Origin of the sequence: Leucobacter ruminantium (assembly GCF_017565705.1) — a bacterium.
In the GTDB taxonomy this organism is placed as follows: Bacteria; Actinomycetota; Actinomycetes; order Actinomycetales; family Microbacteriaceae; genus Leucobacter; species Leucobacter ruminantium.
The window spans coordinates 51,061-74,502 of sequence record NZ_JAGDYL010000015.1; the positions used below are offsets into that span (position 1 = coordinate 51,061).

Consider the following 23,442-nt stretch of genomic DNA (forward strand, 5'->3'; position numbering starts at 1 on the left):
GTACCTAATCCGACTCGAGCGGCACGAGACGCATGGCCGTGGCGCGTTCGACCGCAGCGGTGCGGCTCGTGACCCTGAGCTTGCGATAGATCCCGCGCAGGTGGAACTTCACCGTGTTCTCCGTGATGAAGCACTGCTCGGCGATGCCCGACACCGTGAGCCCGGTGGCGAGCGCGCCGAGCGTGCGCAGCTCGGCCTTCGTGAGCGGTTCGAAGGTCTCGGTGCGCAGGGTCTCGGGGAGACGGGCGACCTCGTCGACGAGGTCGATCGCCCCCGCTCCGCGCGCGGCTGCGGCGAGCTGCACGAGACGGTCGTAGGGGACCGTGCCGAGCAGCAGCCGCAGGCCGAGTCGGCGCATGACGTCTCCGGCCTCGGCGAAGCAGTCGATCGCGGTCTCCGTCTCCCCGCGCGCCCAGTGAGCCGCCGCCTCGATGAGCAGCGCCTCGACCCGCTGCCGCTGCGTGACCGCGGAGAGGGATCCGACGCGGCGCAGAGCGCCCTCGGCTTCGCCGCGGTAGAGCAGCAGCGTCGCGGAAGCCAGGGAGACATCGGGGTGCGGCAGCGGCAGCGTCTCGAGCACCCGCTCCGCCTCCGCGTAGTCGCCGAGTCGCACGCTCAGCCGCGCCGCGAACGCCGCGAGCGAGCAGCGCAGGGTGAAGGTCGACGGCATGCCGCCCTGCGCCGAGGCGCGCCGGTGCTCGATCGCCTCGAGCGCGGCGCGCGGCCCCTCGAGCACTTCGAGCGCCTGCGCCTCGGCGACGATCATCAGCGGCCAGTGCTCGAGCCTGTTCAGCACGGCGAGCCCCGGGTCGAGCGCGCCCAGGGCCTCCTCTGCGTCGCCCCGCTCGGTCGCGATCAGGGCCGCGCTCATCACCGCGTTGAACCCGCTGAACTGAGGGGCGTCGACCCCGAGAGCCGCACGCTGTTCCTCGGCCCGCCTCATGTGGTCCTCCGCAGCACGCAGATCCCCCGAGAGCGCGGTCACCAGGGTGAGCCCGTTCCACGCCCGCACCTCCTCGATGCGGTTCTCGAAGCGCGCGGCGACATCGACGGCCTGCTGATAGTTGCGCCGCCCGAGCTCCAGGTCGCCGCCGACCAGACCGGCTGCGCCGAGCGCGGAGAAGAGCAGCGGGAAGGTGAAGCGGTAGCCCGCCATGCGGGTCTCGGGCACCTGGGCGATGCGCTCCTCCGCATCGCGGCTAATGCGCAGTGCCTCAGCCCCGTCGCCGCGCATCCTCTCGGCTGCGATCAGCAGGCCGATGGCGGCGATGTTCTGCTCGTAGTTGCCCTCGCGCAGCTCGCTCCGGATCCCTGCCCGCAACCAGCGGAAGAGCTGCGCCATGCGCTGCTCAGGCACCTCGACACCCGGGCCCATGAGGAAGACGACCGCACCGGTCAGCACCGGCTGCTCGCGGAGCACATCGTCGGGAATGCGGAGCAGGCGCGGCACCACCCCGCCGTCGGGTCTCACGACCTCGAGGAAGTAGCGGGCCATCAGCCGCGAGACACCGTCGTACTCCTCAGCGTCGAGCAGCTGGATCGCGGCGGCGGCCGGATCGTCGCGGCCGAGGTCGGCCGCGTGCCGCAGGCGGATGTCGCGCATCTCGTCGCCGAGCTCCTGCAGCGCGAGCGTGCGGAGCGGCCCCGCCAGCCCGCCGTGGCAGCGATAGCGCGACGTGTACTCCCATAGGCTCTCCTGCAGCAGTCCCTGCTCGCACAGCTCGCGCACGATGCGCTCGGCGCGGTCCACCTCGCAGTCGAGCACCTCCGTCAGCACCTCGATGCTGATGTCGGGGCACAGCACCGCGGTCAGCAGCGCGCGCTTGGCCCCGGGCATCTCGATGCCCTCGAGATGCTGTCGGCCGAACACGGCGAGGGTGCGCGCGCTGTCGCGCGGCGCGATGCCCTCGGACATCTGCTGCAGCGTCGAGCGCATGATCACGGGCCACCCGTGCGAACGGCGGTGCAGCCTCGCGACATGATCCTGCTGCGAGACGCCGTAGAGGGCAGCGAGCTCCAGGCTCTCCTCCTCGGAGAACGCCAACTCGTCTCCCGAGAGCAGGGTGACGCCGATGCGGCTGCTCACGAGCGGGCCGTCGAGCGAGGTGAAGCGCCGCCCCAGCACCACGAGGTGGAGCCGGCCGCTGCGCTCGAGCAGGCGAGAGAGTGCGAGGTCGAGATCGCCCGACGTGACGTGCTGGTAGTCGTCGAGCAGCAGCACGGTGCTGCGGTCGAGCGACGAGAGGATGCGGTCGACGTCATCGCGCAGCTGAGCCTGGTCGCGGCGCCTGGCGTCGCCGCCGAGGGCTTCGTGGATGCGCTGCCAGATGAGACGCGGATCGGCGTCGCGCTCGAGCGGCCGCACCCATCGGACGCCGACCCCCGAGCCCCGCAGTCCGTCCGTCCAGTGGATGGCCGCGGTGGTCTTCCCGAACCCGGCCGGGGCCCTGAGCAGGGTCAGCGGCGACAGGTCGTCGGGCGAAGCGGCGAGGCGATCACTGATCCTGCCGCGGGGAAGCGCGAGGAAGCGCAGGACTGGTGTGCTCATCTCCTCCTCGCCCCGCCCGGTTCCCGTCGGCGTCTCCCCGTTACCGCCGACCACCGAGTCTTCTTCGTGGTGCTTCCCCACCGAGCAGTCTACCGCGGGCGCGCGGGCGAAGGCGTGCTCGCACGCGCACGGATCGGTGCGCGCCGATACGCGCGGAGCAGTGAGGCGTCTACTGCAGCCGCTTGCGGATCCAGGCCGATGCCAGGTCCACCGCGACGATCACCACGAGGATGATGATCAGGTAGGTCAGCATCTCGTCGAACTGGAAGGTCTTGATGGCCTTGTTGATGAGCAGCCCGATGCCGCCGGCGCCCACGAGCCCGAGTACGAGCGACGAGCGCACGTTCACATCGAAGCGGTAGAGCAGCAGACCGGTGAGCTGCGGCAGAACGGTAGGGATCGTCGCGTTCGCGACCACCTGCCACCGCGAGGCCCCGGCCGTGCGCAGCGCCTGCTCCGGGCCGGGGTCGACGTCCTCCATCGCCTCCGACCACAGCTTGCCCATGACGCCCGTGTTGTGGGCGATGAGCGCGAGCACGCCCGCGAAGGGGCCGAGGCCCACCGCGGTCACGAAGATGAGGGCGAACACGATGTCGGGCACGGCGCGGAAGAACGACAGGATCCCTCGCGCCACCTGGTAGACGACGGCGTTGGGACTCGTGGTGCGCGCGCCGAGCACCGCGAGCAGCAGCGCGAACGGCACGGAGATCGTGGTGCCGAGCAGGCCGATCCAGAGCGTGGTCATCGCACCGTCGATGCCCGCGCGCACCACATCGGGGCTGAGATCGGGAGGGATCGCCTCCGCCAGGAAGTTCGTCATGCCCTGAGCGCCCGTGACGAGCTTGCCCGGGGAGAACTCCGTGGCCGAGAACGCCATGAGGTGCAGCAGCACGAGCACGGCGACGATGACGGCCCACGAGCCGGCGCGATACGGGGCCCGGGGGTCGCGGGGAACGGGAAGCGCCTCGGGGGCGCGGGTGAGGGTCGTGGTCATCGGATTCCTCAGAGGTAGAGCGAGCCGAGCTCGACGTCGTCGATATCGAGCACGGAGGAGTCGAACACGAGACGGCCGCCGCGCAGGCCGATCACGCGGTCGGCGTATGCCCGGGCCAGCTGCGGCTGATGCAGCACCGCCGCGACGCCGAGGTTCTCCTCGACGGCGAGCCTGCGCAGCAGCCGCATGACGTCGTCGGCGGCTTTCGGGTCGAGCGCGGAGACCGGTTCGTCGGCCAGGATCATGCGCGGCCGCTGGCAGAGCGCGCGGGCGATCGCGACGCGCTGCTGCTGGCCGCCGGACAGGCTGCCCGCGCGATCGTGGGCGCGGTCGGCGAGGCCCACGCGGTCGAGGCACACCATCGCCTCCTCCTGCAGACTCCGGGGGAAGAGCGGAGGGATCGAACGCCAGCCGGGCAGGCGCGCGAACCCTCCGGCGCACACGTTCTGCAGCACCGTGCGGCGCTGCACCAGGTGGATCTTCTGGAACACGGTCGCCGCGGTGCGGCGCGCCTCGGCACGACGCTGCGCACTCGCCTCGCTGAGCCTGACGCCCGCGATCGTGATGTCGCCGGAGTCCGCCTCGATGAGGCCGTTCACCGCACGCAGCGTGGTCGATTTGCCCGAGCCGTTGGCCCCGAGGAACGCGACCACCTCGCCAGCGTGCACGCGCATGCTCATGTCGGAGAGCACGACGCGGTCGCCGAAGCTCTTGGAGATGGCGCGCACGTCCAGCAGCACCTCGCGGGCGGCTGCGGCATCCGCGGGAGCCTGAGCCCCGAGCAGTGTGGCGGCGCTCATCACACGTCTTCCTCGGTGAGGCCCATGGTCTCGGCCAGGTCGAAGAGCGGTCGGTAGGTCGCGTCGTCGACCTCGATGAGCGGCCCCGCGGGGTCGACGCCGAGGAAACCGCTGACCTGCTCGACGGACTCGGCGTCGAGGCTCAGCAGCGCCTCCTTCACCGCGGTCTTGAATTCCTCGGGCAGGTTCTCGCGAACGGTGATGGGATCGTTGGGGATCGGCTCCGACTCCCAGATCTGCCGGTACTCCGACTCGTCGAAGGTGCCCTCCGCCTTCGCGGTCGCGAGGGTCTGCGAGTTGATCTGCGCGGCGTCGACCGTGCCGTTGACGAGAGCCAGCAGCGCCTCGGGGTGTCCGCCCGCGTAGTCCCACTGCACGTCCCCGTCGATGCCCGCCTCGACGAGCGCCGACATCGGCAGCGCGTCGCCCGAGGTCGAACCCGGGCTGCCGAGCGCGAGCGTCTTGCCCTCGAGGTCCTCGATGGTCTGCACGGGCGAGTCCTTCGGCACCCAGATGCCGCCGGTGTAGGTGGTGGGCTTGCCCTCCGCATCGCCGAACGAGGCGAGGGCGGTGGCGCCGGCGCGCTCGTTCGCGAACACGAAGCCGAGCGGGCCGAACTGCGCGATCTCGAGCTGGTCGTTCTCCATTGCGAGCACCTCGGCCGCGTAGTCCTCGGTGATGCTCACCTCGACCGGGCAGTCGAGCTTCTCGGACAGCGCGTCGGCGAGCACCTGGTAGGCGGGCTCCAGGCGCTCCGGATCCTCGTAGGGCAGGATGCCGAAGCGGATCCTGCCGTCGGGGCACGTGGCCGAGGCCTCGCCCGAAGCGGCGTCCGCCGGCGACGAGCACGCGATGAGGCCGAGGCCGAGCAGTGCGACCGCCGAGGCGGCGATGATGGTGTTCTTCTTCACGATTCTCCTTGTGGATTCGGGGTTCGGGGACTTGGTTTCGACTCGCATGGTTTCGACTCGCTGCGCTCGCTCAACCAGCGGGAGGTACTGCGCTCGCTCGACCGGCGGCGGGGAGGGCGGCGATGGTGCGGGCGCCGAGCGCGAGACCGACGGTCATGCCGGTGCCCGTCGTCACGGAGACGGCGGTGACGCCGGGAACCGGCGACTCCCGCAGGATGCGCCGACGATCGCTCGCGGCGTAGACGCCCTGCCAGCGCTCGAGCACTTCGAGACGCCGGGCGCCGAGCAGCGCGGCCGCCTCATCGAGCAGCAGCTGCGACCAGCGCTCGTCGAGGAACGGAGGCGCGGTGTCGTGCGTCGCGTGCGAGTCGCCCACGAGCAGCGTGCCGTCGTCCTGCTGCGTGAGCATGACATTGGCGTCGATCTCGAGCAGCTCGGGTCGATCCCTCGCGAGCTCCGCCCGCAGCGCCTCGGCAGCGGGGCCCTCGAACGCGCCGTAGCGCAGCATCGAGGTGCCGGTGAGCACTGCCGGGCCGAGCCCCATAGCGTGGGGCGCGCGCACGCGCACCATCTGCAGCGCGCACTCCCGCACCCCGCCGCGCTCGGCGACCTCGGGGAAGAGACGCCCGAGCAGGTGGCCGGCGGCGACGACCACGTGGTCGGCCTCCAGCGCGCCTCGGCTCGTCACGACCTCGACGCCGCCGCGCGCGCCCGTCTCGACGGCGTGCACGGTCGTGCCGAAGCGCACCTCGCCGCGCTCGTGCGCGTCGACCCATGCCGCGATGCGGGCGACCGTCGTGCGCGGGTTCGCCGTGATGTCGTCGGGCAGGAGGGCCGCCGCTCGGGGCCGCACCGAGGGGTCGAGGCGCAGCGCGTCGCCCGTCTCGGCGCCCGACAGCAGCCGGGCGCGCTCCGGTGCGCGCCCCATTAGCTCGTGGAGTACCGCCTCCTCCGCAGCCGAGCGGGCGACGACGAGAGTGCCCGAGCGCCGGGCCTCGACCCCTGCGCGCTCGACGAGTGAGTGCCAGATGGGCAGCGACTCCTCCGCGAGTTCGCGCAACTCGCCGGCCTGCACGGAAGCGCCGACGTGACCGAAGTTGCGCACACTCGCGAGCACGGCGGCCGAGTCCTGCTCGACCACGGTGACCCGGTAGCCGGCGTCGAGCGCGGCCACGGCGTGGGCGAGGCCGACGATGCCGGCCCCGACGACCGCGATGCGCGGTGCTGATGCGATGGGTGTCATGGGACCATCGTGACGAGCGAGAAGTAGTCATAACAACTTCTCGCGACCTCGTTCGGACAGAGTTCACCGCCGTTCGCCGATGAGCCAGAAAGGCAAACGAGCGTTCACCCGATCGTCACCCGGGATCCCTCCCGACTAGTCAAGACAACTTATAGGCTGTCGGCATGACCGAGCACTCGCCCCTCCACGCGCAGCTGTACGACGAGATGGTGCGCCGCATTCGCACCGGCGAATGGCAGCAGGGGGAACGCGTGCCCAGCGAGAAGTCGCTGGTCGCCGAGTTCGGCACCTCCCGCGGCCCCGTGCGCCAGGCTCTCGCGGCGCTCCGCTCGGAGGGCATGATCGTCGGCGGCCGCGGCGCCCCTCCGCGCGTGCACCGCACCGTGCCCGCGCAGTCGTTCGACACCTTCATGTCGTTCACCGAGTGGGCGCGCGGACTCGGCTTCACCCCGGGTCAGCGCGTGATCGAGGCGGGCAGGCGCCCGGCCACCGAGGAGGTCGCCCGCGAACTGCGAGTCTCCCCCGACGCGCCCATCATCGAGATCATCCGGGTGCGCCTGCTCGACGAGAAGCCCGCCATGCTCGAACGCTCGATCTTCCCCTACGAGATCGGGCGCCGCCTGCTCACCGCCGACCTCGACGGCGGCAGCATCTACCAGGCGCTGCGCGAGACGGGCTCGCTCCCGGTGCGCGCCCGGCACGTCATCGACGCGATCGCCGCGCACCCCCTCGAGGTCGAGCAACTGCACATTCCGCAGGGCACGCCGCTGCTGCGCGTGCGCCGACTCGCCTTCGACGCATACGGGCATGTCATCGAGACCGCGGACGACCGCTACCTGCCCGACATGACGAGCTTCGTCGTCGAGAACACCGCGGCCCACCGCGTGCCGCTCACCCGTCAAGCCACCGCCTGAACCTCCGAGGAGAACCCACCCCATGATCACTCTCGCCGTATTCGACATGGCAGGTACCACCGTCGACGACGGGGGCGGCGTCTACGAGGCTCTGCGCCTCGCGGTCGAGGAGACCGGCGCGACCGTCTCCCCCGCGGACCTCCAGGCCTGGATGGGCACCGAGAAGCGCGCCGCCATCACGGCGCTCATCGAACTCGGCGGAGGCGATCCCACGCTGGCCGCGGACACGGTCGACCGCGCCTTCGATCGCTTCCTCGCGCTCCTCGACGAGATCTACACGGCCCATCCGCCCACGCCGATCGCGGGTGCGCCCGAGACGATCGCCGAGCTGCGCGCCTCCGGCGTCAAGGTCGCGCTCACGACCGGCTTCTCGGTCGATGTGGCCACCGGCATCCTCGATCGGCTCGGCTGGGTCGTCGGGGGCGGGGAGGGCGAGGGATCCCTGCAGCTCGACGCGCTCGTCTGCGGAGACGAGGTCGCGCAGGGGCGGCCGGCGCCCTACATGATCCACCGGGCGATGGAGCGCACGGGCGTTCTCGACGTCGCGGAGGTGCTGGTGGCCGGCGACACGGCTGTCGACGTACGGGCGGGAGCGCACGCAGGCGCCGCGATCACGATCGGGGTGCTCTCGGGCAAGCTCGACCGCGCGGCCTTCGCCGGGGAGCCCTTCACCGCGCTGCTCGGATCGGTCGCCGAGATCCCGGCGTTCCTCGCCGCGCACGGAGCGTAATACCCCTGCCCCCGCTGCGAGCACGCCCGTTCCGTGCGACTGCACCCGTTCGGTTCGGGTGCAGTCGCACGAATGGGGCGTAGTCGCCGCTGCGAGCGGGCGAGCGGGCAGTCGCGGCGCTCAGGCGGGGACCGGCTGCAGCGTGTCCTTGCGCATCGTCGCCGACACCATGATCGGCAGGTGGTCCGAGAGCCCGCGGTCGAGCGTGCGCACGCTCTCGATGTCGAGGCCCGACGAGGTCGCGAAGTCGAAGTGCCCGCGGAACATCTTGTAGCGGGTGTAGGTGCGCTTGTCGCTCAGGCTCAGCTCGTAGCCGTGATCCCTCATCTCGAGGTCGAGGCGCCCCTTGAACACAGGGTAGTTGTAATCGCCGACCATGAGCGCGGGCAGGCCGGGCCCGAGCTGCCGCAGCTCGCCGAGCGCGGCGTGGATCTGGTGGCGGCGCAGCGAGTTGAGCGCCGTCAGCGGGGCCGCATGGAATGACGCGATCACCAGGTCGCGCCCGGTCTCGAAGTCGTGCAGCCGGGCCCCGAGCAGGCGCTCGTGCGCCGGAGCGGCGATGCGGTCGTGCAGGGATCGCTTCAGCTGGAAGGTGTGCGCGGAGCGGGTTCCGAAGCGTTCGTCGCGCACGTACATCGCGAGGCCCAGCCGGTTGCGCTCAGTCGCGTGCACCAGGTTCAGGTGACCGAGGTGCGCGGGCAGGGCGACGGCCTCCGCCTCCTGCAGGCACAGCACATCGGCCTGGTGGGTCTCCGCGAGCGCCTCCAGCTCGCACACGGCCCGGTTCTTCCTCAGGTTGTAGCTGATGATCCGCATTCCGCGCCCCTTCCTCGGGAGGATGCCGGCGACCGCCGACAGCACCACAATACGCCGGGAACCCTGAGGGCGGGACTCGGATTCTCTCAGTCGAGGCGCAGTTCCGCGGCCGATGCGGCGAGCGCATCGCGCACCGCGGCGAGCGCCGGATGCGCGCCGCGGGAGGCCCGCGCGGCGGTGAAGATGCTGCGGTGCGGGCGGCCGGGCAGGTCGACGATGCGCAGCCGCTCCCCGGTACGCACGAGGCCGGGCAGCAGCGCCGCCGCGTTGCCGGTCTCGATGAGTCGTACGTGCGCCTGCAGGTCGGCGGTCTCGAAGCGCACGTCGGGTTCGAAGCCGGCGCTGCGGCAGGCCTGCTCCGACCAGTGCCTCGTCGCCGCACCGGGCGGTTCCATGACCCACGGCAGCTCCGCGAGATCGGCGAGCCCCGCGACGCGGTCGAAGCGCGCGTCGCCCGCGCCGAGCGGCGGGAGCGCGAGGCGGATGGGATCCCTAGCGAGCGGCACGCGATCGAGCCCCGGGAAGTGCTCGGTCGAGTGCCCCGGGTACTGCTCGGCGACGACGAGGTCGAAGCCGCGCGCCCACGTCTCGCGCAGCGCGGCGCCGGGCTCGCCCTGCACCACCTCGACGCGCAGGCCGGGGTAGCGCTCGCGCAGGCGGCTCAGCGCTCCGGGCACGAGGGAGAGCATCGCGGTCTGGAAGACGGCGAGGCGGATGGTTCCGCCCACCTCCGAACGCGCCCGGTGCAGTGCCGACTCGGCCCGCTCGAGCCCGGCGAGCAGTTTCTCGGCCTCGGCGACGAGCGCTTCGCCCGCCGCGGTGAGTTCGAGCGTGCGCCCCGTCTTGCGCAGCAGCGGCACGCCGGCCTCGCGTTCGAGGATGCCGAGCTGCTGCGACACCGCGGACGGGCTGTAGTTGAGGGCCTCGGCGACCGCTGCGACGGTGCCGCGGGCATGCAGTTCCCAGAGCAGGCGGAGGCGCTTCATCTCGAGCATGCCGCGCCCTCCTCTCGACAGGGATCCAAAACTTCAGTTCTTCTTCATCTTATTCTGCAAAAAGCGTTGCTTTACTTCATTCTTTCCCCGGCGCACACTGGGCTCATCATCTTCGCGGCACCTCGCCGACACCGACGTCACCCAGAAAGGCCTCCCGTGAGCACCAACGCCGTTCGCCCGCAAGACCTCGCAGACCAGGCCGTCGAACTCGTGCGCCGCTGGCTCCGGGAAGCCGCGGAGTTCCCGGTCGACGCCGCAGCCGCCCGCCTCGCAGGCGTGCTGCGCGACCCGCACGGCCTCGACTTCACCGTCGGCTTCGTCGACGGCGTCGTGCGCCCCGAAGACCTCGGGGCCGCGGCGAAGAAGCTGCGCGAGCTCACCCCCCTCACCCCGAAGTTCCTGCCCGCACCCATGCGGGGCGCGATCGGCATCGGCGGCGCCGTCTCGAAGCCGCTTCCCGGCGTCGTCGTGCCGATCGCCCGCCGGGTGCTGCGCGAGATGGTCAGCCACCTCATCATCGACGCGAGCGACGCGAAGCTCGGCCCCGCGATCGCGAAGATCAAGCGCGACGGGGTGCGCCTCAACATCAACCTGCTCGGCGAGGCCATCCTCGGCGAGTTCGAGGCGGAGCGACGACTGGCCGGGACGCACAAGCTGCTCGCCCGCGACGACGTCGACTACGTCTCGATCAAGGTCTCCTCGACCGTCGCCCCGCACAACCACTGGGCCTTCGACGAAGCCGTCGCCCACATCGAGCAGCAGCTCGTGCCGCTCTTCGAGCGCGCCGCTGCCGCGAGCCCGCAGAAGTTCATCAACCTCGACATGGAGGAGTACAAGGATCTCGATCTCACGATCGCGGTGTTCAAGCGCATCCTCGACCGACCCGAGTTCACCGGCCTCGAGGCCGGCATCGTGCTGCAGGCCTACCTCCCCGACGCGCTCGCCGCGATGATGGATCTGCAGGAGTGGTCGGCCGCCCGTGTCGGGCGGGGCGGCGCCCCCGTCAAGGTGCGCATCGTCAAGGGCGCGAACCTGCCCATGGAGCACGTGGACGCCGCGATCCACGGTTGGCCCGTCGCCACCTGGGGGTCGAAGCAGGCGTCGGACACGAGCTACAAGGCCGTCATCGACTACGCACTCACACCGGAGCGCGTGAAGAACGTGCGCATCGGGGTGGCGGGTCACAACCTCTTCGATGTCGCCCTCGCCTGGCTGCTCGCGAAGGCCCGCGGTGCGCAGCAGGGAGTCGAGTTCGAGATGCTGCTCGGCATGGCGACGGGGCAGGCCGAGGCCGTGAAGCGCGAGGTCGGATCCCTGCTCCTCTACACGCCCGTCGTGCACCCCGAGGAGTTCGACGTCGCGATCGCCTACCTGATCCGCCGCCTCGAGGAGGGCGCGAGCCAGGAGAACTTCATGTCGGCCGTGTTCGAGCTGAACGACGATCGGACGCTGTTCGAGCGCGAGCAGCAGCGCTTCCTCGCGTCGCTCGAAGATCTCTCTGCCATCACGGGCGACGGTTCGGTCGAGACCTACGAGGTGCCCGCCCCGAACCGGCGCCAGGACCGTCGGCGCTACGACGAGGTCGGATCCGCGGCGCGTATCGAGTCAAAGGTCGAGGCCGGCCGTCGCGGGGAGTTCGAGAACACCCCTGACACCGATCCCGATCTGCCGGGCAACCGGGAATGGGGGCGAGGGATCGCGGAGCGCATGGTCGACTCGCGGCTCGGCGTCGAGCTCGTGGCCTCGTCGCGCCTCGACTCCGAGGAGCAGGTCGACGAGGCGATCGAGCGCGGCATCGTCGCCGCCGACGTGTGGCAGGCGCTCGGCGCCGACGAGCGCGCGCGCATCCTGTATCGCGCCGGCGAGGTGCTCGAATCGCGCAGGGCCGAACTGCTCGAGGTCATGGGGTCCGAGTGCGGCAAGACGCTCGACCAGGGCGACCCCGAGGTCTCAGAGGCCGTCGACTTCGCGAACTACTACGCGATGCTCGGCCAGCAGCTCGAGCGGGTCGACGGCGCCGAATACCGCCCCGTGAAGCTCACCGCCGTGATCCCGCCGTGGAACTTCCCCGTGGCGATCCCCGCGGGCGGCGCTCTTTCGGCGCTCGCGGCCGGATCCTCCGTCATCATCAAGCCCGCCTCGAACTCCGCCCGCTCGGGCGCCGTGATGGTCGAGGCGCTGTGGGAGGCCGGGGTGCCGCGAGAGGTGCTGCAGCTCGTGCAGTTCTCCGACCGCGGGCTCGGCTCGAAGCTCGTCGCCGACCCGCGCATCGACCGGCTCATCCTCACCGGCGCCTACGAGACCGCCGTGTCGTTCCGCGAGCTGCGCCGCGACCTCCCGATCCTCGCCGAGACGAGCGGCAAGAACGCCATCATCGTCACCCCCAACGCCGACCTCGACCTCGCGGCGCGCGACGTCGCGCAGTCGGCATTCGGGCACGCCGGTCAGAAGTGCTCCGCCGCCTCGCTCGTCATCCTCGTCGGTTCCGTCGCGACCTCGCGGCGCTTCCGCGGCCAGCTGCTCGACGCCGTACGATCCCTCAAGGTCGGCACGCCCGAGCACCTCGATACCCAGATGGGCACCATCATCACCGCTCCGAGCGGCAAGCTGCTGCGCGGCCTCACCACGCTCGGACCGAGCGAGGAATGGCTCATCGAGCCGCGGCCCCTCGAGAGCGACAGCCCGCTGGCCGTCGACCGCGAGGGCGCGACGAAGCTCTGGAGCCCCGGCGTGCGCGACGGCGTGCAGCGCGGCTCCGAGTATCACCTCACTGAGTACTTCGGGCCGATCCTCGGCATCATGACCGCGGAGACCCTCGACGAGGCGATCGACATGGTGAACGAGATCGACTACGGCCTCACGAGCGGCCTGCACTCGCTCGACCGCGACGACCTCGCGCTCTGGCTGGACCGCATCCAGGCGGGCAACCTCTACGTCAACCGCGGCATCACGGGCGCCATCGTGCGCCGCCAGTCGTTCGGCGGTTGGAAGAAGTCGGCGATCGGCGCGGGCACCAAGGCGGGCGGGCCCAACTACCTGCACGGCCTCGGCGATTGGGCCGACGCGCCGGTGGCGGCCGAGCTGCGCGCACCGCGCCCCCGGGCCGCGCGCCTGTTGCAGGCGGCCCAGCAGGCCGGCGTCGCGGGTGCCGAGCTCGACTGGCTGCGCGCCGCGCTCGGCAGCGACGCGCACGCCTGGGACGACGAGTTCGGGATCGCCCGCGACGCTTCCGGGCTCGGCGTGGAGCGCAACCTGCTGCGCTACCTGCCGGTACCGGTCGTCGTGCGCATCGCCGCAGACGCGCCCGTGCACCGGGCCGTGCGCGCGATAGCCGCGGGTCTTGCCGCCGGCTCCTCCCCCATCGTGAGCACGCCCGTCGCGCTGCCGCGGCCGATCCTCGAGGCGCTCGCGGCCGAGGACGTCGACGTGCACTTCGAGGACGCGGCCGCGTGGGCCGATCGCGTGCGATCCCTCGCCGCACAGGACGGCCCGCACGCCGGAGCGCGCATCCGCGTGATCGCCGGCGACAGTCGCGAGACCGAGGTCGCAGCCGTGCACGAGACCGCGAACGGCAAGCCCGACATCGCGGTCTACGGCGGCGAGGTCGTCTCGGCCGGGCGCGTCGAGATGCTCCCCCACCTGCACGAGCAGGCCGTATCCATCACGGCGCACCGCTTCGGCACGCCGCACCACCTCTCGGAGGGACTCATCTAGGTTCGACCTCGGCGCGTGCTCCGCAGGGTGTACGACGGCACCGCGCCGAAATGTGCAAGGGTGGTACCCGTCTCCGGTTCCGCCCGTGAAGCTCCTCCCACCACCCCATAGAAAGGACGACGATGTCCAACCAAGTCTGGCTCTACATCGCTCTCGGGCTCTACTTCGCCGCGATGATCTACATCGGCTGGCACGCCTCCCGCAAGACCACCGACCACGAGGACTACATGCTCGGCGGCCGCGGCCTGCCTCCCTGGGTCGCGGCGCTCAGCGCGGGCGCATCGGACATGTCGGGCTGGCTCATCATGGGTCTTCCCGGAGCGATGTACGCGACCGGCCTGGTCGAGGCATGGATCGCGATCGGGCTGCTCATCGGCTCGTACCTCAACTGGCGCCTCGTCGCGCCCCGGCTGCGCGCCTACAGCGAGGTCTCGCGCAACTCGATCACGATCCCGAGCTTCTTCGAGAACCGGCTGCGCGATCGTACGCGGATCCTGCGCACGGCCTCCAGCATCATCATCCTCGTGTTCTTCACGCTCTATGCTTCCTCCGGCATGGTCGCGGGCGGCAAGTTCTTCGAGAGCGCCTTCGACGGCGACTACCTCGTCGGCATGCTCATCGTCACCGCGGTCACGCTCAGCTACACCCTGTTCGGCGGCTTCCTCGGGGCGTCGCTCACCGACGTCGTGCAGGGCCTCATGATGGTAGTCGCACTGATCCTCGTGCCCGTCATCGCGATCATCAACATCGGCAGCTTCTCCGAGACCGGCGAGCTGATCACCGACGTCAACCCCGCCGCGCTGTCCCTCCTCGGCGACGGCAGCCTCGCGGGCGGAGCGCTGATCCTCGCCATTCTGTCTGGCCTGGCCTGGGGCCTCGGCTACTTCGGCCAGCCGCACATCATCGTGCGCTTCATGGCGCTGCGCAGCTCCCGCGATGCGGCGAGCGCGCGCCGCATCGGCACGAGCTGGCAGTTCCTGTCGCTGCTCGGCGCCGTGAGCGCGGGCCTCATCGGCATCGCCTACTTCGAGAAGTTCGGCGGAGCGCCGTCGGATCCCGAGGTCGTCGTGCTGCTGCTCTCGCAGACTCTGCTGCACCCGCTGATCTCCGGTCTGGTGCTCGCCGCCGTACTCGCCGCGATCATGAGCACCCTGTCGAGCCAGCTGATCGTGTGCTCCTCGGCGCTCGTCGAGGACATCTACCGCGGTCTGAAGAAGGAACAGCCCAGCCAGAAGACGCTCGTGGTGCTCGGGCGCTGCGGCGTGCTGCTCATCGCGATCATCGCTGCGCTGCTGTCGATCAGCCCGAACGATTCGATCCTCGGGCTCGTCGCCTTCGCGTGGGCGGGATTCGGCGCAGCGTTCGGGCCCGTCGTGCTGCTCAGCCTCTACTGGCGCAAGCTCACCAACTGGGGCGCGCTGGCTGCGATGGTCGCGGGATCGGTGACCGTGTTCGTGTGGAAGGCGCTCGACACCGGCCTGTACGAGCTGCTGCCTGCGTTCGTGGTCGCCACCGTCGTCGCAGTGGTCGTGAGTCTTGCGACCTACCGACGCGACGAGGAGATCGAGCGCGAGTTCACCGAGACCGGGACGCTGCTGACGCAGCCCGCCGCGCAGAAGGCGTAGTCGCGCGGGCACGGCGGGATCGCCCGCCGCGCCCGCGGAGAGCAACGGCACCCTATGCGAGAGGGTCCGGCGAGTCCAGGCCCTGGTGCGGGAGCGCTTCGGGGCGCATCATGGAATCACCCGTGACGCGCCGCCCGGCGGTGCAGGTGCCGCGTCACGGGTGAAACGGTACGCCACGAGCAGAGGAGGCCCTCATGACCGTCGATCCGCAGAATCAGACGACATCCGACACCTCGGACGAGGCGGAGCGCGAGGGATCGGCCTCCGGCGATGCCACCGAGCAGGAACCGGAGAAGCCGACCGACGTCGCCGAGAAGCCGGGCACCGATCACGTCTCGCACGAGCACGAGGACGAGCTCGTCGACGAGTGGGGCAAGGAGTCGTTCCCGGGCAGCGACCCACCCGCGCACTACTGAGCGATGGGCCGGAGGGAACCCGGACCCGCCTCGGTTTCTACTCGCTCGGTCTCGACTCGATTCGCTCGCTCAACCCGAGGCTCGCTCAACAGGTGGAGAGAACGAGAGAACCCCCGGCCTCGGCCGGGGGTTCTTCGTGACTCTCCGTAGCTGAGGCGGGGCTCGATCCCGCGACCTCACGATTATGAGTCGTGCGCTCTAACCAGCTGAGCTACTCAGCCACACCGTGGCTCACAGAACCCAGAGAGTCAGAGCCCCGACGCAGGATTGAACTGCGGACCCCTTCCTTACCATGGAAGTGCTCTACCACTGAGCTATCGGGGCGAAGCCACCGCTTCGGAACAGGTTCCTTGCCGTGGCAACCGTTAGAGAATAGCACCTTTCGCATCGAGATGCGAAATCTGCTTGGCTAGACGTGGAAGGCCTCGCGTGTCGCGCAGATCGCGGCGGCAGTACGGCTTACGCAGAGCAGAGGAGAACGGGTGAACGGCCGCATCGTGGGTGTGATCGGAGTGGTGCTTGCGCTATGGATGGCGCTCGGTCGATGGGCGTTCGGTATCGGCGGATCCCTCACCCTCTGGTACCTGCCGACGATCGCCCTCACCTACTCGGCCCTGCAGCTGTGGCTGGGGCATCGCTTGCGGGTGACGAGGGATCGCGACCGCCGCATCGGACGCGCCACGGTCGTGTCGCTCGTGCTGTCCTGGGTCTGTGCGCTCGGCTTCGGCCTCACGGTGCCCGACCTGGCCCCCGGAGGTCTGGCGTCGATCATGGGGCTCTGGACGGGCTCGGCGCTCTCGACCGAGATGTCGATCGCGCTGTGCAACCCGCTCGGCATCATCGCCTTCGCGACCGCCATCGCGGCGCTGGCGTTCTCCTACGCCGACGCCCGCGATCCGCGCCCCGAGGAGGACGAATACGATGACGGGCTCGGCTCCGGTCACAGCGGAGCCGACCAAGCCGGCAGCACGGGTATGGCGCCCCACCCCCTCGCCTAGGACGCGCGGCAGCGATCAGGGCGGAAGGTACGACCGAAGCCCCGCACGGCGAAACGCCCCGCTGCTCCGGAGAGCAGGCGGGGCGTTTCGGAAGCCTCGGTGCGGGGCGGAGCCCCGGCAGCCTCAGACGACCTTGGTGACCTGATCGAACGACAGCTCGACGGGGGTCTCGCGCTCGAACAGCGAGACGAGCACGGTCAGCTTGCCTGCAGCGGGGTTGATCTCGCTGATGGTGCCAGGCAGACCCTCGAACGAGCCCGACTTGATGGTGATCGTCTCGCCGATCTCGAAGTCGATCTCGACGTTGCCCTGGGCCGCGGCGTTCGCGGCCGCCTTGCCCTTCGCGGTGGCGGCGGGCTCGAGCTCGACGGTGCTCTTGAGCATCTCGAACGCCTCGTTGAGGCGCAGCGGCACGGGATCGTTGGCGTTGCCCACGAAGCCGGTGACACCGGGCGTGTGGCGCACGACGCCCCAGGTGAGCTCGTTGAGGTTCATGCGCACGAGCACGTAGCCCGGGATGCGCACGCGGGTGACCATCTTGCGCTGGCCGTTCTTGACCTCCATGACCTCTTCCATCGGCACCTGGATCTCGTAGATGTCATCCACGGCACCCATGGTCTCGCGACGGTTCCAGAGGTTGGACTTCACCTTGCGCTCGTAGCCGGCGTAGGTGTGGATCACGAACCACTTGCCCGGGCGGCGGCGCAGGTCTTTCTTGAAGGCCTTGTAGGGATCCTCCGAGGTCTCGCCCTCGACGGCCTCCTCCTCGGCCTCCGCGTCGACGATGGCGTTCGCGGCGGCCTCGGCCTCTTCCGCGCTGTCGATGTCGAGCGCGTCGGTGACGGCGGCGTCGGCAACGGGATCGACCGACTGCGCCAGCGCGTCGAGCGCGGCGTCGAGATCGGCCTCGGGGTTGTTGCTGTTCTCGCTCGTCATGTGTATTGCCTCACTGTGCGTTCGGGGTTCGTAAGATCGGGGCTCGCTCGCCGACCGCGGTCAGCTGAGCGGAGTGCCGAAGACGAAGACCGTGAACCAGCCGAACGCCTGATCGAGCACCCACACCAGGGCCATCATGATGACGACGAAGGCGATCACCACGATGGTGAAGTTGATCAGTTCCTTGCGAGTCGGGGTGACGACCTTCTTCAGCTCGGCGAACACCTGCTGGATGAAGAGGATGATCCGACCGAACCAGCTGCGCTTGGCAGCACGATCCGCCTTGGCGCGCTCGACAAGCCCGCCGCCGCTCTCCTCGACCTCACTGCTGCTCACTCGCACGTCCTTTCATCACCCCGCCCGACGCCGGGGAGCGCCGAACAGGAACGTGGCAGGGCGGACAGGACTCGAACCTGCAACCTGCGGTTTTGGAGACCGCTGCGCTACCAATTGCGCCACCGCCCTATGGAATCCACCGCCGCAGAACCCCTGATCCCGCCGAGCCGAGAGGCTCTTACGGGCACAGAAAATTCTGGCGAAAGTCAATCACCGAGGAACACTCTACGCGATCCCGCTCCGCTTGTCGAACCGGGGCGGCGCGCCGGGCCGGCCGCAGCGGGGTCCGGCTGGAAATATGCTCTGCGAGCCCGCCCCCGTCTTGGCATACGCTTGGAGGGTGACTGAGACTCCCCGCCTTTCGAAGAAGATCGCCGCCATCGCAGAATCCGCGACCCTCAAGGTCGATGCGAAGGCGAAAGCCCTGCAGGCCGAGGGCCGCCCCGTCATCAGCTACGCCGCGGGTGAGCCCGACTTCGCGACGCCCGCTCACATCGTCGATGCGGCGCGCGCCGCACTCGACGATCCCAAGAACTTCCGGTACACCGCCGCGGCCGGTCTTCCCGAGCTGCGCGAGGCGATCGCGGCCAAGACCGCCCGCGACTCGGGCTGGGATGTCCCGGCCTCGCAGGTGATCGTCACGAACGGCGGCAAGCAGGCCGTCTACCAGTCCTTCCAGGTGCTGCTCGATCCGGGCGACGAGGTCATCGTGCCCACTCCGTACTGGACCACCTACCCCGAGGCGATCCAGCTCGCAGACGGCGTGCCCGTCGAGGTCTTCGCGGGTGCCGATCAGGGGTACAAGGTGACTGTCGAGCAGCTCGACGCCGCGCTCACGGAGCGCACCAAGGTGCTGCTGTTCGTCTCTCCGTCGAACCCTACCGGCGCCGTGTACTCACCGGAGGAGACCCGCGCGATCGGCGAGTGGGCCCAGGAGAAGGGCCTCTGGGTCATCTCCGACGAGATCTACCAGAACTTGACCTACGACGGCGTGCGCGCCACCTCGATCGTCGAGGCCGTCCCCGCCCTCCGCGACCGCACGATCCTCGTGAACGGCGTCGCGAAGACCTACGCGATGACCGGCTGGCGTCTCGGCTGGATGATCGGCCCGGCCGACATCATCAAGGGCGCGGCGAACCTCCAGTCGCACCTCACTTCGAACATCAACAACATCGCCCAGCGCGCAGGCGTAGCAGCGCTCACCGGTTCGCAGGAGCCGATCGAGGAGATGCGCCAGGCGTTCGACCGCCGCCGCAAGCTCATCGTCGCCGAGCTGAACGCTGTGCCCGGTTTCAACTGCCCCACGCCCGAGGGCGCGTTCTACGCCTACGTCGACGTCACCGCCGCCCTCGACAAGACCTACCGCGGCGTGACGCCGACCACCTCGCTCGATCTCGCCGACCTCATCCTCTCGGAAGCCGAGGTCGCGGCGGTACCCGGCGAGGCCTTCGGACCGAGCGGCTACCTGCGCTTCAGCTACGCGCTCGGCGACGAGGCGCTCCTCGAGGGCGTGCGCCGCATCCAGGCGCTGCTCTCCGAGGCCGAGTAGCCTCCGCGAGGCGGGTCAGGGATCGGCGGTCGGTCCCTGACCTCTCTCGTCCACGCCCCGACCGTCGAAGCGGCGAGGCCCCTAGAAGGCTCGCAGCACCTGGTCGAGCACGCGGTCGATCGGTTGCTCGGGGCGGAACAGCAGCCAGTCGAGGCAGGCCCCGGCGAGCGCGCCGAAGAAGGCCGCGCCCGCGATCTCGGTGATCTCGTCGCCCGCTGCGGCGTCGGCCCGCGCGGCCTCCGCGTCGCGCAGCACGTCGCGATAGCGCACGACCACCGACGAACGGGCGAGCTCCATTCCGCCTGCCCACGGCCGGTCGGTGCGGAACACCTCGGCTGCCATCAGCTTCGCGAGGTCGAGGTTGCCGCGCAGGGTCTCGAGGGTCGCGCGCGCCACGGCCCTGGGCATCCGCGAGGGGTCGCCGGCCGATCCCTCGCGAGCCCCGTCGATGGCTGCCGCGAGCGTCTCGAAACCGCTGCGCATCACCTCTTCGAAGATCGCATCCTTCGAGGCGAAGTTGTAGTAGAGGCTGCCCTTCGCGACGCCGGCCAGCTCGGCGATCTGGTCCATCGAGGCTCCGCTGATGCCGTGCCGGGCGGCGACGCGCACCGCCGCGTCCGTGATGCGCTGCTTCGTGTTGACCCGTGCCATGGTCCTATCCTCTCGTACCGGCGCCTCCGTGCCCGCAATGACGCAGTAGTGGGGCTCATCGACGTGCTTGCGCCGCCACTACTGCATCATTGCCGCGAGACGAGGTGGTTTCGACGAGCTCCGCTCGCCGGGCCGGCGGGACAGCCCGCCCGGCTGATCAGATGGCAAGGCTCGGGTGCAGGCGCTTCACCGTCCACACCTTCTGCCTGCGGGCCGCCACCGCACTGATCGCGAGAGACCCCACGAGCACACCCGCCATCACGAGCAGCGCCCCCCAGAAGCGGGCGTCGATCCCTCCGCCGATGAGCTGACGCAAGCCCTCGACGACGTAGGACGCCGGCATGAAGGGGTGCAGCGCCTGGAAGAACGCGGGCGTCGTCTCGACGGGGTAGGTGCCGCCCGACGACGACAGCATCAGCATGAGCAGCACGAGGCTCACGACGCGACCGGTGGCGGTGCCGAGCAGCGCGATGAACATCTGCTGCAGGGCCAGGAACGCGAGTGTCACGAGCAGCATGAACGCGGCCATGCCCATCCAGTGCGCCGGGCGCATGCCGATCCCGAACACGAGCACCGCCATCATGATGGCCACCTGCCCGACGCCGATGAGCGCCGCCGGCCAGAACCCGGTGAGCACCGTGCGGAAGCCCGAGACGTTCGAGGCGAGGGGCCTGTGCGGCAGGGGCCGCAGGATCAGCCAGGTGATGAGCGCCCCCACGAACGAGGCGAGCGCGATGAAGAAGGGCGCGAAGCCCTCCCCGAAGCCCTGCACCTCGTTCTCGGTGTGCTCGGCGAGCTGCACCGGCGCCGCCATCGTCTCGGAGATCTTCGCGGTCTGGCCCCGCTCGAAGCTCGGGGCCTCGGCTGCGCCGTCGGCGAGCTTCGAGGCGAAGGTGGAGGATCCCTCGCTCACCTTGCCCGCCCCCGCGGCCAGCTCGCCCGACCTCTCGCTCGCCTGCTGCGCTCCGGCGTCGAGCTTCTGCGCTCCCGCGGCGAGCGCGGGAGTCTTCGAGGCGAGTTCGTTCGCGCCGTCGGAGAGCTGCTGCGCCCCCGCCGCCAGCTCACCGGTCTTCGAGGACAGCGTCTGCGCACCGCCCGCGAGTTCTCCCGACTTCGATGCGAGGGTCGCGGAGCCGCCCTTGAGTGCGGCAAGGCCCTGCTCGAGGTTCGCGGCACCGCTCTGTGCCTCGGCGGCCTGAGCAGGCAGCCCAGCCAAGCCGTCGTTCAGCCGGGAGAGCCCGTCCGAGAGGGTCTGCGCTCCACTGCTCGCGGTCGTCAGGCCATCGGAGAGCTGCTGGGCGCCGCCCGCGAGCCCCGCGAGCGAGGCCCCCTGCTGGGCGAGCGCGGCATCGAGCTGCGCAAGGGTCATGTCGGGGTTCTCGCCGGCCAGCGCGGCGACCTGACCGAGCGCACCGGAGAGCGATGCGGCACCGCTCTGGGCGGAGGCGACACCGCCCGCGAGCTGCTGGCTGCCGGTCAGCGCGCTCTGCACGCCACCGGCGAGAGTGGGGGCCTGCGCCGCCAGCCGGTCCATCCCCTCGCGGAGCCGCGTCGAGCCCGTCTGCGCCTCGCCGAGCTTCGCGTCGAGCTGCGCGGCGCCCGAGGAGAGCTGGGTGGCGCCGTCCGACAGCCGTCCGCTGCCCTCGGCGAGCTGCGCGCTGCCGTCACGGGCGCGATCCGCACCGCTCGCGAGCCGGCCAGTGCCCTCGACGAGAGCCGGAGCCTGCGCGGCGAGCTGCGACGTGCCGTCCGCGAGTTCGCCGAGCCCGGCGGTGAGCTTCTCGCTGCCGTCGGCGACGGCCGAGGTGCCGGTTTCGAGGGTCCCCGCGGCCTTGGCCGCCGTGCGCGTGCCGTCGCTCAGCTTCTCGACGCCGACGAGCACCTGCTCGGCCGCGGTCTGGGTGGCGGTCTCGGCGACGGCATCGCGGAGCTGCACCATGGCCTGCTTGCCGAGGGTCGAGGCGAGGAAGGAGTTGTTGTCGTTGTAGACCACCTCGATCTCGCCCGCCTTCGGGTCGTCCTGCAGGCCGGCCAGCGTGCTCGAGAAGTCGCGAGGGATCGTCACCGAGAAGTAGACGTCGCCGTCGCCGACGGCCCGGGCCGCTGCGTCGGCGCCGAGCGGGCGCCACGCGAGATCCTCGCCCTCCTGCAGCTGCTCGACCACGTCGTCGCCCGCGGCGAGCATCGTGCCATCGGGCTTCTCGGCCGGTTCGTCGAGATTGACGATCGCGACGGGGAGCTTGTTCAGGTTGTCCGTCGGCGCCCAGAACGCCCAGAGGTAGAGGGCTCCGTAGATGAGCGGGATGACGAGGAGCACGACGAGCGCGATCTTGGGCAGCGCGCCCTCGCGGAACCGCTTCAGCTCGGTGCTGCGGGTGAAGAGAGACATGGGTGGTTCTTCCTGCTTCTGATGTTCTTGCGTGCGCGGCGGAGTCTCAGCCGAGCACGCCCTAGAGCTCGATGACGGCCGGCTCGCCCGCAGCCCCTGCGAGCAGCCCGATATCGCCCGGGTCGGTGGTCGCGAGTGCGATAGGGATCCCTCGCCGCGCGAGCGCTTCGAGACGGCCGGCGACCGTCGCGCGCTCGGCGGGGTCGCGGAGCGCGTCGAAGTCGTCGATCACGAGCATGTCGGGCTGCTCGATGAGCGCGAGCGCGATGCGCACGAGCATCTCGTCGGCGGGGCCGAGGTCGTGCACCGCGGTGTCGGGGCCCGGCTGCTCGAGGTGGCCGAAGGCTTCCGCGAGCAGTTCCCGGCTGAGCTGCGGCGTCATGCGCGGCGTGCGACGGTACCAGGGAAGAGCCCAGGCCAGCCGCTCGCGCAGCGTGGCGCCGAGGGTGACCGCCGGCTCGAGAGCGTCGACGGCCTCGAAGCCCGCGATGCCCGTGCGGCGACGGATCGCCGAGGGTGCGGTCTCGCCGAGGACCGCGAGGGATCCCTCCCCCGGCTTCATGCGACCCGCGATGCAGAGCAGCAGCGATGTGCGGCCGCTGCCGCGCGGGCCGAGAACGACGGTGACTGGACTGTCGCTGCGCGCGGTCAGCGGGCCGAAGACCGGCCCGCGGGGGCCGCGCACGGAGACCTGCTGCAGGTCGATGACCGGGGTTGCGCTCACGTGGGTTCCTCGCAATTCGAATTTCCTTACTGACTAGTCAGTCTAAATTGAGGTTGGGCACGCGTCAAGCCCGCCCGGACGACACGCGATCCCTTTCGGAACACCCGGGAATAAACCCGCGGCCCCCTCGTTTCATTTATATGCAAGCGCATA

At 70.3% G+C, this 23,442-nt stretch carries 19 protein-coding genes and 3 tRNA genes; 7 read left to right on the forward strand and 15 right to left on the reverse strand.

All coding sequences use genetic code 11. The features are described from left to right. Positions 1–4: 4 nt before the first annotated feature. The 5 genes from J4H91_RS09605 to J4H91_RS09625 all read right to left on the reverse strand — a co-directional run bounded on the left by J4H91_RS09605 (position 5) and on the right by J4H91_RS09625 (position 6,496). Positions 5–2,548 (reverse strand): LuxR C-terminal-related transcriptional regulator, encoded by a 2,544-nt coding sequence (locus J4H91_RS09605; RefSeq protein ID WP_208046049.1) that lies wholly within the window; start codon positions 2,546–2,548, stop codon positions 5–7. 169 nt (positions 2,549–2,717) lie between these two features. Then, positions 2,718–3,542 (reverse strand): phosphonate ABC transporter, permease protein PhnE, encoded by an 825-nt coding sequence (phnE, locus tag J4H91_RS09610; protein WP_208046050.1) that lies wholly within the window; start codon positions 3,540–3,542, stop codon positions 2,718–2,720. Between the two features lie 8 nt (positions 3,543–3,550). Next, positions 3,551–4,342 carry a phosphonate ABC transporter ATP-binding protein gene (locus J4H91_RS09615; protein WP_208046051.1) on the reverse strand — a complete coding sequence of 264 codons (792 nt, stop codon included), beginning with the start codon at positions 4,340–4,342 and terminating at the stop codon, positions 3,551–3,553. Then, the gene (locus J4H91_RS09620; RefSeq protein WP_208046052.1) at positions 4,342–5,253 is read right to left on the reverse strand and encodes a phosphate/phosphite/phosphonate ABC transporter substrate-binding protein; all 912 of its coding nucleotides are present in this window, start codon (positions 5,251–5,253) and stop codon (positions 4,342–4,344) included. Before J4H91_RS09620 ends, J4H91_RS09615 begins: the two co-directional genes overlap by 1 nt. A 70-nt stretch (positions 5,254–5,323) precedes the next feature. Beyond that, positions 5,324–6,496, reverse strand: a complete 1,173-nt coding sequence (locus tag J4H91_RS09625; RefSeq protein ID WP_208046053.1) for a TIGR03364 family FAD-dependent oxidoreductase — start codon at positions 6,494–6,496, stop codon at positions 5,324–5,326. Between the two features lie 164 nt (positions 6,497–6,660). On the opposite strand from J4H91_RS09625, the gene J4H91_RS09630 reads away from it, so the two are divergent. Continuing rightward, positions 6,661–7,410 (forward strand): GntR family transcriptional regulator, encoded by a 750-nt coding sequence (locus tag J4H91_RS09630; RefSeq protein ID WP_208046054.1) that lies wholly within the window; start codon positions 6,661–6,663, stop codon positions 7,408–7,410. A gap of 22 nt (positions 7,411–7,432) precedes the next feature. Continuing rightward, on the forward strand, positions 7,433–8,140 hold the full coding sequence (locus tag J4H91_RS09635) for a phosphonatase-like hydrolase (protein WP_208046055.1): 708 nt from the start codon (positions 7,433–7,435) through the stop codon (positions 8,138–8,140). 120 nt (positions 8,141–8,260) lie between these two features. Here J4H91_RS09635 and J4H91_RS09640 read toward each other — a convergent pair whose 3' ends face one another. Both J4H91_RS09640 and J4H91_RS09645 read right to left on the reverse strand, forming a co-directional pair. Next, a complete protein-coding gene (locus J4H91_RS09640) occupies positions 8,261–8,956 on the reverse strand; it encodes an endonuclease/exonuclease/phosphatase family protein (protein ID WP_208046056.1) in 696 nt (231 codons plus the stop codon). Positions 8,957–9,042: 86 nt separating this feature from the next. Further along, positions 9,043–9,951, reverse strand: coding sequence for a LysR substrate-binding domain-containing protein (locus J4H91_RS09645; protein ID WP_208046057.1), 909 nt, complete (start codon positions 9,949–9,951; stop codon positions 9,043–9,045). A 156-nt stretch (positions 9,952–10,107) separates the two neighbouring features. Here J4H91_RS09645 and J4H91_RS09650 point away from each other — a divergent pair, with 156 nt between their 5' ends. The 3 genes from J4H91_RS09650 to J4H91_RS09660 all read left to right on the forward strand — a co-directional run bounded on the left by J4H91_RS09650 (position 10,108) and on the right by J4H91_RS09660 (position 15,706). Then, on the forward strand, positions 10,108–13,665 hold the full coding sequence (locus J4H91_RS09650; RefSeq protein WP_341783504.1) for a proline dehydrogenase family protein: 3,558 nt from the start codon (positions 10,108–10,110) through the stop codon (positions 13,663–13,665). Positions 13,666–13,787: 122 nt separating this feature from the next. Then, positions 13,788–15,290 carry a sodium/proline symporter PutP gene (gene putP, locus J4H91_RS09655; protein ID WP_208046058.1) on the forward strand — a complete coding sequence of 501 codons (1,503 nt, stop codon included), beginning with the start codon at positions 13,788–13,790 and terminating at the stop codon, positions 15,288–15,290. A gap of 194 nt (positions 15,291–15,484) precedes the next feature. Continuing rightward, complete coding sequence (locus tag J4H91_RS09660; RefSeq protein WP_208046093.1) at positions 15,485–15,706, forward strand: hypothetical protein; 222 nt, start codon at positions 15,485–15,487, stop codon at positions 15,704–15,706. A gap of 147 nt (positions 15,707–15,853) precedes the next feature. Here the strand turns inward: J4H91_RS09660 and J4H91_RS09665 are convergent. After that, positions 15,854–15,927, reverse strand: a tRNA-Met gene (locus J4H91_RS09665). 31 nt (positions 15,928–15,958) lie between these two features. After that, a tRNA-Thr gene (locus tag J4H91_RS09670) sits at positions 15,959–16,030 on the reverse strand. A gap of 158 nt (positions 16,031–16,188) precedes the next feature. Here J4H91_RS09670 and J4H91_RS09675 point away from each other — a divergent pair. Further along, positions 16,189–16,704: a hypothetical protein gene (locus J4H91_RS09675; RefSeq protein ID WP_208046059.1), complete on the forward strand. Its 516-nt coding sequence runs from the start codon at positions 16,189–16,191 to the stop codon at positions 16,702–16,704. Between the two features lie 123 nt (positions 16,705–16,827). Here J4H91_RS09675 and nusG read toward each other — a convergent pair whose 3' ends face one another. From nusG to J4H91_RS09690, 3 genes are all read right to left on the reverse strand, one after another. Beyond that, positions 16,828–17,640, reverse strand: a complete 813-nt coding sequence (gene nusG / locus J4H91_RS09680; protein WP_208046060.1) for a transcription termination/antitermination protein NusG — start codon at positions 17,638–17,640, stop codon at positions 16,828–16,830. 60 nt (positions 17,641–17,700) lie between these two features. Beyond that, positions 17,701–17,976 carry a preprotein translocase subunit SecE gene (gene secE, locus J4H91_RS09685; protein WP_208046061.1) on the reverse strand — a complete coding sequence of 92 codons (276 nt, stop codon included), beginning with the start codon at positions 17,974–17,976 and terminating at the stop codon, positions 17,701–17,703. 53 nt (positions 17,977–18,029) lie between these two features. After that, positions 18,030–18,105 (reverse strand) — tRNA-Trp (locus J4H91_RS09690). A gap of 211 nt (positions 18,106–18,316) precedes the next feature. Between J4H91_RS09690 and J4H91_RS09695 the strand changes: the two genes are divergently transcribed. Continuing rightward, positions 18,317–19,525: a pyridoxal phosphate-dependent aminotransferase gene (locus J4H91_RS09695; RefSeq protein ID WP_341783505.1), complete on the forward strand. Its 1,209-nt coding sequence runs from the start codon at positions 18,317–18,319 to the stop codon at positions 19,523–19,525. 81 nt (positions 19,526–19,606) lie between these two features. Here the strand turns inward: J4H91_RS09695 and J4H91_RS09700 are convergent, their stop codons facing one another. The 3 genes from J4H91_RS09700 to J4H91_RS09710 all read right to left on the reverse strand — a co-directional run bounded on the left by J4H91_RS09700 (position 19,607) and on the right by J4H91_RS09710 (position 23,289). Beyond that, on the reverse strand, positions 19,607–20,176 hold the full coding sequence (locus J4H91_RS09700; protein ID WP_208046063.1) for a TetR/AcrR family transcriptional regulator: 570 nt from the start codon (positions 20,174–20,176) through the stop codon (positions 19,607–19,609). A gap of 157 nt (positions 20,177–20,333) precedes the next feature. Next, positions 20,334–22,565, reverse strand: coding sequence for a YhgE/Pip family protein (locus J4H91_RS09705; RefSeq protein WP_208046064.1), 2,232 nt, complete (start codon positions 22,563–22,565; stop codon positions 20,334–20,336). A gap of 61 nt (positions 22,566–22,626) precedes the next feature. Continuing rightward, on the reverse strand, positions 22,627–23,289 hold the full coding sequence (locus J4H91_RS09710) for an ATP-binding cassette domain-containing protein (RefSeq protein ID WP_341783506.1): 663 nt from the start codon (positions 23,287–23,289) through the stop codon (positions 22,627–22,629). Between the last annotated feature and the right edge of the window lie 153 nt (positions 23,290–23,442).